Raw genomic sequence first — 7866 nt, forward strand, 5'->3', positions numbered from 1 at the left:
GGCCGGGGCGCGGATCAGGCCTCGTCCTCGAGCATCTCCGCCGTGACGGCGGACTCGGTGTCGGGGATGCCCAGGTCGGCGGCCCGCTTGTCGGCCATGTGCAGGAGCCGGCGGATCCGGCCGGCCACCGCGTCCTTCGTCATGGGCGGGTCGGCGAGCTGGCCGAGCTCCTCCAGCGAGGCCTGGGTGTGCTCGGCGCGCAGCTTGCCGGCCGCCAGCAGGTGTTGCGGCACGTCGTCACCGAGGATCTCCAGCGCCCGGGCCACGCGCGCGGCCGCGGCGACCGCGGCCCGGGCCGAGCGGCGCAGGTTGGCGTCGTCGAAGTTGGCGAGCCGGTTGGCGGTGGCCCGGACCTCGCGGCGCATCCGCCGCTCCTCCCACGCCATGACGCACTCGTGCGCGCCCATCCGCGTGAGCAGCGCGCTGATCGCGTCACCGTCGCGGACGACGACGCGGTCGGCGCCGCGGACCTCCCGGGCCTTGGCCGTGACGCCGAGCCGACGAGCGGCGCCGACGAGCGCGAGCGCGGCCTCGGGCCCGGGGCAGGTGACCTCCAGCGCGGAGCTGCGCCCGGGCTCGGTGAGCGAGCCGTGGGCGAGGAACGCCCCGCGCCAGGCCGCCTCGGCGTCGCACACGCCGCCGGACACCACGGGCGGCGGGAGCCCCCGGACCGGACGGCCACGGGCGTCGAGCAGGCCGGTCTGCCGGGCCAGCCCCTCGCCGTCGCGCACCACGCGCATGACGTACCGCGCGCCACGGCGCAGGCCGCCCGCGGTGATCACGTGCGCCTCGCAGGTGTGGCCGTAGAGCTCGTGGATGTCGCGCCGCAGCCGGCGCGCCACCGAACCGGTGTCCACCTCCGCCTCGATCACGACGCGGCCGCCGACGATGTGCAGCCCGCCCGCGAAGCGCAGCAGCGCGGCCACCTCGGAACGCCGGCAGCACGGCTTGGTGACGACGAGCCTGCTCAGCTCGTCCTTGACCGCAGCGGTCATCGCCATCGGGGGTACCTCCGGACGGGGTGGGGCACGGGAGCGCTGTTAGTGGCGCGATGGGCGAGCACGTTCACGTCCTCCTGTCGGCGACGTCGGCCGCCACGGGTCGCCGGCCGGCCCCGTGGCGTTGACCGGTCATCACGACACCCAGTGCTTCGGCCAGGGCGGCCGGATCGTGACGCGGCACCAGCGGATCGGCCGCTGCGATCGGGGCCAGATGGACCCGACCGCCCGGCGACAGCATCATCGCCGCGGCCCCGTACAGCCGATCGGGCACCGACACCGCGGCGACGTCGGCGAGCACCGCGTCGACCCGCAGAGCCGGGGCGTGCTGCGAGAGTACGGCCAGGTGCTGTTCCGGGGAGAACCCGGCGGTCTCCCCCGGCTCGGGGGCGAGGTTGAGCACCACGATCCGCTGCGCCACGCTCGCGATCAGGGCGTCGCGCAGCTCCGGGACGAGCAGGTGGGGCAGCACGCTGGTGAACCACGATCCCGGCCCGAGCACGACCACGTCCGCGTCGCGGATGGCGGCGAGCGCCTCCGGGCAGGCCCGGGGTTCACCGGGCCGCAGCCAGACCCGCCGGACCCGGCCGGGCGTGGACGCCACCGCGACCTGCCCGCGGATGAGGTGCGGGGCGTCCCCGGGCGCACCCAGGCCCGTGACCTCGGCCTCGATGTCGAGCGGGTCGCAGCTCATCGGCAGCACCCGGCCCCGGACGCCCAGCAGCGCCGCGACCTCGTCCAGCGCCGCGACGGGATCGCCGAGCGTGTCCATGAGCCCGGCCAGCAGGAGGTTGCCGACGGCGTGCCCGGCGAGCGCGCCGGTACCGCCGAACCGGTGCTGCACGAGCGTGCTCCAGCGGGTGCCCGCGGCGTCGTCGGACGCCAGGGCTGCGAGCGCCATCCGGAGGTCGCCGGGCGGGAGCAGGCCCAGCTCGCGGCGCAGCCGGCCCGAGGAGCCGCCGTCGTCGGCCACGGTGACGACGGCTGTGACGTCGTCGGTGAGCAGGCGCATGGCCGAGAGCGTGGCGTGCAGCCCGTGACCGCCGCCGAGGGCGACGGCCCGCCACTCCCCCCGTGGCGGCTCCCCGTGCCCCGTGGTCACTCGCGCCCCAGGTCGCGGTGCGCCACGCTGACGGTGACGCCCTCGGTGCCCGAGAGCCGGCGCGCGATCTCCTCGCTGATGGCCACGCTGCGGTGCTTGCCACCGGTGCAGCCGATGGACACGGTGAGGTAGCGCTTGCCCTCGCGGCGGTACCCGGCCCCGACCAGCCCGAGCAGCTCCAGGTAGCGGGCGATGAACTCCTCCGCGCCCTCCTGGCTCAGCACATAGTCGCGCACCGCGTCGTCGCGCCCGGTCTGGTCGCGCAGCTCCGGGATCCAGAACGGGTTGGGCAGGAACCGGACGTCGGCGACGAGGTCGGAGTCCATCGGCAGCCCGTACTTGAAGCCGAACGACAGCACCGTGACACGCGTGACCTGCTCGGACTCGATACCGAAGGTGCGCTCGATCATGCCGCGCAGCTGCGGCACCGACACCGTGGACGTGTCGACGACGAGGTCGGCGCTCTCCCGCAGCGGCTGCAGCAGCTCGCGCTCGGCGGCGATGCCGTCGACGAGCCTGCCGTCGCCCTGCAGCGGGTGGCTGCGGCGCACCTGCTCGAACCGGCGCACCAGCACCGCGTCGGACGCCTCCAGGAACAGCAGGCGCGGGCGGTAGCCGCGGGCGTCGAGGTCCTTGATGACGGCGCCGAGATCGGCCGAGAACGCGCGGCTGCGCACGTCCATCACGACGGCGATCCGCGTGATCTCACCGCGGGCGCGGGCGCCCAGGTCGACCATCGTGGCGATCAGCTCGGGAGGCAGGTTGTCGACGACGAACCAGCCGAGGTCCTCCAACACCTTCGCCGCGGTGCTGCGTCCGGCCCCGGACAGACCGCTGACCAGGGCGACCTCGATGCCCGCACGCTCGTCCGCCGCGGTCACCGGCCGCTCCCGCCGTCGGCGGTCACGGCGGGCTCGGTGCGGGCGCCCAGCGCCTCCAGGACGGCCGCGGCCGTGCGCGGCCCGAAGCCGGGCAGCGCCGCGATCTCGTCGACGTCCGCGGCCCGCAGCTTGCGGACCGACCCGAAGTGCTTGAGCAACGTCGCGCGCCGCGCGGGGCCGAGACCCGACACCCCGTCGAGCTCACTGCTCGTCATGGCCTTGGAACGACGCTGGCGGTGGTAGGTGATGGCGAAGCGGTGCGCCTCGTCCCGGATCCGCTGCAGGAGGTACAGCCCCTCGCTGGTGCGCGACAGGATCACCGGGTCCGGCTCGCCGGGCAGCCAGACCTCCTCCAGGCGCTTGGCCAGGCCGCAGACCGCCACGTCCGTGATGCCGAGCTCGGCGAGCACGTCGGCCGCCGCCTCCGCCTGGGGCTGTGCTCCGTCGACGACGAGGAGGTTGGGCGGGTAGGCGAACCTGCGCGGACGACCGGTCTCCGGATCGATGCCGGGCCGGTGGCTGGGGAGCGTGTCGGGAGCGATATCCGAGGTTTCGCCCTGATCTTCCGTGCCGTTACCCGTGCTCCTCCCACCTTCCGTGGCCGGCTCACCACCGCTCGTTCCGGATTCGGTCCCTGCGCCGGTCCCTGCGCCGGTCTCTGCGCCGGTCTCTGCGAGGTAGCGGCGGAACCGCCGCCGCACGACCTCGGCGATCGAGGCGACGTCGCCGAGCTCGGCCGCATCCTTGATCTCGAAGCGGCGGTAGTCGGACTTCTTCGCCAGGCCGTCCTCGAACACCACCAGCGACGCCACCACGTTGGTGCCCTGGACGTGCGAGATGTCGATGCACTCGACGCGCAGCGGTGCCGAGTCGAGCCCGAGCCCGTCCTGGATCTCCTGCAGCGCCGCCGAGCGGGCCGTCAGGTCGCCGGCGCGGCGCAGCCTGTGCTGGGTGAAGGCCTCGGCCGCGTTGCGGGCCACGGTCTCCGCGAGCGCCCGCTTGTCACCGCGCTGCGGCACCCGGATCCCGACCCGCGAGCCGCGCAGGCCCGACAGCCAGTCGGCCAGCGCGTCGACCTCCGCGGGCAGCTCCGGGACCAGGATCTCCCTGGGCACCGGCTGCTGGGCGTCGTCGCTCGACTCCGCGAGCGCGGCCTGCTCGCCGTAGAACTGGGTGAGGAAGCGCTCGACGAGCTGCGGAGTGTCGGTGGGCTCGACCTTGTCGACCACCCAGCCGCGCTGCCCGCGGACCCGGCCGCCGCGGACGTGGAAGACCTGGACGGCAGCCTCGAGCTCGTCCTGCGCGAACGCGACGACGTCGGCGTCGGTGCCGTCGCCGAGCACCACGGCCTGCTTCTCCATGGCGCGCCTGAGCGCCCCGATGTCGTCGCGCAGCCGGGCCGCGCGCTCGAACTCGAGGTCGTCGGACGCCTGGGCCATCCTGCGTTCCAGCTGGCGCACGAGGTGGTCGGTGCGGCCGGCGAGGAAGTCGCAGAAGTCCTCGACGATGTCGCGGTGCTCCTGCGCGGAGACCCGCCCGACGCAGGGCGCCGAGCACTTGTCGATGTAGCCGAGCAGGCAGGGCCTGCCGATCTGGCCGTGGCGCTTGAACACCCCGTTGCTGCACGTGCGCGCCGGGAACACCCGCAGCAGCAGGTCGAGCGTCTCGCGGATGGCCCAGGCGTGCGCGTACGGGCCGAAGTAGCGCACGCCTTTGCGGCGCGGCCCGCGGTAGACCGACAGCCGCGGGAACTCCTCGTTCATCGTGACCGCGAGCACCGGGTAGGTCTTGTCGTCCCGGTAGCGGACGTTGAACCGGGGGTCGAACTCCTTGATCCAGTTGTACTCGAGCTGGAGCGCCTCGACCTCGGTGCCGACGACCGTCCACTGCACGTGCGCGGCGGTGGTGACCATCTGACGGGTCCGCGGATGCAGCCCCGAGAGGTCGGCGAAGTAGGAGTTGAGACGTTGGCGCAGGCTCTTGGCCTTGCCCACGTAGATGACCCGACCGTGCGGGTCGGAGAAGCGGTAGACCCCCGGCGCCTCCGGGATGGACCCGGGTGCGGGGCGGTACGTTGCGGGATCCGGCATGACCTCTCCAGCGTAGGACGAGGCACCGACGGGCGTCGCCGGACCACCCTCCTCCGCGACCCGATCGCCTGGTGTAGACGATCACTGCGGAGACCGCCCGCGGAAACTGTCGGGGCCCGCTGCTAGGAATCTCTCGGTCCGAACACCCGTTCGAGGCCGTGAAGATCCGGGAGGGGCCGATGGGGGCCGACAAGCTCGACACCGTGCGGAAGCTGCTGGCCAAGGCCGACCGCGCCGCCACGCCCGACGAGGCGCAGGCCTACACCGCGAAGGCGGTGGAGCTGATGGCCCGGCACGGCATCGACGACGCGCTGCTCGCCGCCGCCGATCCCGGCCGCGACGAGATCGGCGCGCAGCAGATCGCGATGGACGACCCCTACAGCGCCGGCAAGGCCCGCCTGCTGGCGTGGACGGCGTCGGCCCTGCGCTGCCGGGCGGTCCTGCACGAGGCGTGGGGAGGCAAGGTCGCCGCCGTCACGGTGTTCGGGTTCGCCTCCGACCGGGAGCGCGTGGAGCTGCTCTATACGTCGTTGCTGCTCCAGGCCGGGTCGCAGCTGCTGCGGCAGCGACCCGCCCGCCCCGGCGAGTCGGTGGCCGCCTACCGGCGCTCCTGGCTGCACGGGTTCGCCGTCGAGGTGCACCGCAGGCTCACCGAGGCGGAGGCCGGCGCGGTGGCCGAGCACGCCGGCACCAGCGACGGTCACCGCCCGGTCGCCCTCGTGCTGGCCGACCGGTCGGCCCGGGTCGAGCGCGCCTACGCCGAGGCGTTCCCCCGGATGGGCCGGGCCCGCCGCGCGATGCTGTCGGGCTCCGGGTTCCGGGCCGGGGCCGCCGCCGGTGAGCGCGCCGACCTCGACGGGAGCGCCCTCACGCCCCGCACACGACGCGCGCTCGGGGCATGAGGTGCCCCGCCATCGCACGGCCGGCCGGCGGCAACCCGGCCGGCAGCACCCACGCCGGCCCCGATCACGCCGGCAGGGCCAGGAGGCGCTCCACCACCACGTCCAGCCGCTCCGCGGCCACGTGCGGGCGCGCAACCACGTCCGGCACCGCGCCCTCCAGCCGGGTGGCGAGCCCGCCCAGCAGCCCGGCCCGCACCGCCCCGTGCACATCCCACGAGTGGGCCGCCACCAGCGCGACGCGGTCGGCCGGGGCGTCCACCTGCTGGCAGGCCCAGTGGTACACGCGCGCAGGCGGCTTGAACGCGTGGATGCTCTCGCAGCTCATCACGCCGCGCAGGTAGGTGCGCAGCCCGGCGCCGTCGAGCGCGTCGCAGGCCACGGAGGCCGCGCCGTGGGTGAAGGCGTAGGCCGGCACCCGCGCTCGGGCCAGCATCACCAGCGCGTGTTCCACGTCCGGGTGCGGCGGCAGCTCGCGGAAGCCGGCCAACACGTAGTCCAGCGCCTGCTCCGAGAGCGTGTGGCGCACCGTCGTGCGCAGCGCGGCGCGAGCCACCTCGCCGAAGGGACGCACCCCACCGGCCAGGGTCAGCGCCATCCCGTCACGCAGCGTGCGCGTGAAGAAGACCTCCCACTCGTGGGGCGGTCGTCCCACGTCCACGAAGCGATGCTGCAGCTCGCTGACCTGCAGCATCGTCTCGAAGACATCGAAGAGCACCACGCGTGGACGACGCGCCGCCGCCCGCGTGGGGTCCGTGCCACCGGCCTCCACCGCTCCTCCAGCCTCTCGCTCCTGGGCCGTTCACGCGGCCGACCCCGGCGTACGAGTGAAGATCGTCGCTCAGCGCGACGCACCGGAGCCGAGCGGGTGCTGTCCGTAGCGCCGAACGGCCTTCAGCACGCGCCGAACGTGCAGTGCACGCAGCGGGCTGAGGGCGTACCCGGGATAGCTCGAGAGCCACACGGCGCTGCCGAGGCTCACCGCATCGGCCCCCGCCCAGAAGTACTCGCGGCAGTCGTCCACGGTGCGGATGCCGCCGGTGGCGATGATCGGCAGCGTCACGCCCGACTCGCGCAGCTCCGACACCACGCGCAGGCCGATGGGCTTGATCGCGCGCCCGGAGAGGCCGCCGTAGCGGTTGGCGAGGAACGGGGTGCCGGTGCGGGGGTCGAGCCGCAGCGCCTTCACGGTGTTGATCGCCGTCAGCGCGGCCACCCCCGCCTTCGCCGCCTGCTGGGCGTTGCGGAGGTAGTCGTAGTCGGGCGAGAGCTTGAGGATCACCGGGTGGTTACTGCGCGGCACGGCCTCGTCGAGCACGTCCTGCAGGATCGTGGAGAAGTCGAAGTTGACGTTGTGGCAGGAGACGTTGAACTCGACGGCCGCAATGTCGCCCGCGGGTACCGCGGCGTTGACCTTGTCCACCAGCGTCACGAACTCCTCGGCGGAGAACCCGCCGAGCGAGATGATCACGCGCTGGTCGCGGGTGCGCGGATAGTAGTCGCGCAGGTAGGCGTCGATGCCGACGTTGCACCAGCCGAACGCGTTCACCCAGCCGCCGTCGGTGCCGCGGAGCACCGTGCCGTAGCGCTTGAGCAACCCGGGCAGCTCGGTGATCGCCCAGTCCTCGCGGGTGGTGAAGTGGCCCTCGCGCGGCTCCACCGTCAGCGTGCGGGTGGTCACCGCCCCGAACTCCGCCAGCGGCACGAACAGCGCCACCGGGCTCATCCCGTAGAAGCCGGAGCTGGAGACGCCGTAGCCGAGCAGGCTCGACGAGGTCACCAGGCGGTTGCGGAGCACGATGTCGCCGAGGCGGACGCTCTCGTCGGTTCCGGGGGTCACCTGTTCGCTGGCACGGATCTCACGGCTACGGAGCACGCTCCCGATGCTACGTGCGG

At 73.8% G+C, this 7866-nt stretch carries 7 protein-coding genes; 1 reads left to right on the top strand and 6 read right to left on the bottom strand.

Annotated features, from left to right (window positions below):
* Window positions 1-14: 14 nt before the first annotated feature.
* From whiA to uvrC, 4 genes are all read right to left on the bottom strand, one after another.
* The gene (gene whiA, locus JWR81_RS03835) at window positions 15-1001 is read right to left on the bottom strand and encodes a DNA-binding protein WhiA (protein ID WP_297646620.1); all 987 of its coding nucleotides are present in this window, start codon (window positions 999-1001) and stop codon (window positions 15-17) included.
* A 64-nt stretch (window positions 1002-1065) separates the two neighbouring features.
* Window positions 1066-2100, bottom strand: a complete 1035-nt coding sequence (gene yvcK / locus JWR81_RS03840; protein WP_297646621.1) for a uridine diphosphate-N-acetylglucosamine-binding protein YvcK — start codon at window positions 2098-2100, stop codon at window positions 1066-1068.
* The gene (gene rapZ, locus JWR81_RS03845; protein ID WP_297646623.1) at window positions 2097-2981 is read right to left on the bottom strand and encodes an RNase adapter RapZ; all 885 of its coding nucleotides are present in this window, start codon (window positions 2979-2981) and stop codon (window positions 2097-2099) included. Before rapZ ends, yvcK begins: the two co-directional genes overlap by 4 nt.
* Window positions 2978-5071 carry an excinuclease ABC subunit UvrC gene (gene uvrC, locus JWR81_RS03850; protein ID WP_297646625.1) on the bottom strand — a complete coding sequence of 698 codons (2094 nt, stop codon included), beginning with the start codon at window positions 5069-5071 and terminating at the stop codon, window positions 2978-2980. Before uvrC ends, rapZ begins: the two co-directional genes overlap by 4 nt.
* Window positions 5072-5250: 179 nt before the next feature.
* Here uvrC and JWR81_RS03855 point away from each other — a divergent pair, with 179 nt between their 5' ends.
* Window positions 5251-5973, top strand: a complete 723-nt coding sequence (locus JWR81_RS03855) for a DUF2786 domain-containing protein (RefSeq protein ID WP_297646627.1) — start codon at window positions 5251-5253, stop codon at window positions 5971-5973.
* Window positions 5974-6037: 64 nt separating this feature from the next.
* Here JWR81_RS03855 and JWR81_RS03860 read toward each other — a convergent pair whose 3' ends face one another.
* Entirely contained in the window at window positions 6038-6691 is a 654-nt protein-coding gene (locus JWR81_RS03860) for an HAD-IA family hydrolase (protein ID WP_297646629.1), read from the bottom strand.
* A 120-nt stretch (window positions 6692-6811) separates the two neighbouring features.
* Complete coding sequence (locus JWR81_RS03865) at window positions 6812-7846, bottom strand: dihydroorotate dehydrogenase (RefSeq protein WP_297646631.1); 1035 nt, start codon at window positions 7844-7846, stop codon at window positions 6812-6814.
* Between the last annotated feature and the right edge of the window lie 20 nt (window positions 7847-7866).

The sequence above is a fragment of the Pseudonocardia sp. genome (assembly GCF_025965585.1).
Taxonomy (GTDB): domain Bacteria; phylum Actinomycetota; class Actinomycetes; order Mycobacteriales; family Pseudonocardiaceae; genus Pseudonocardia.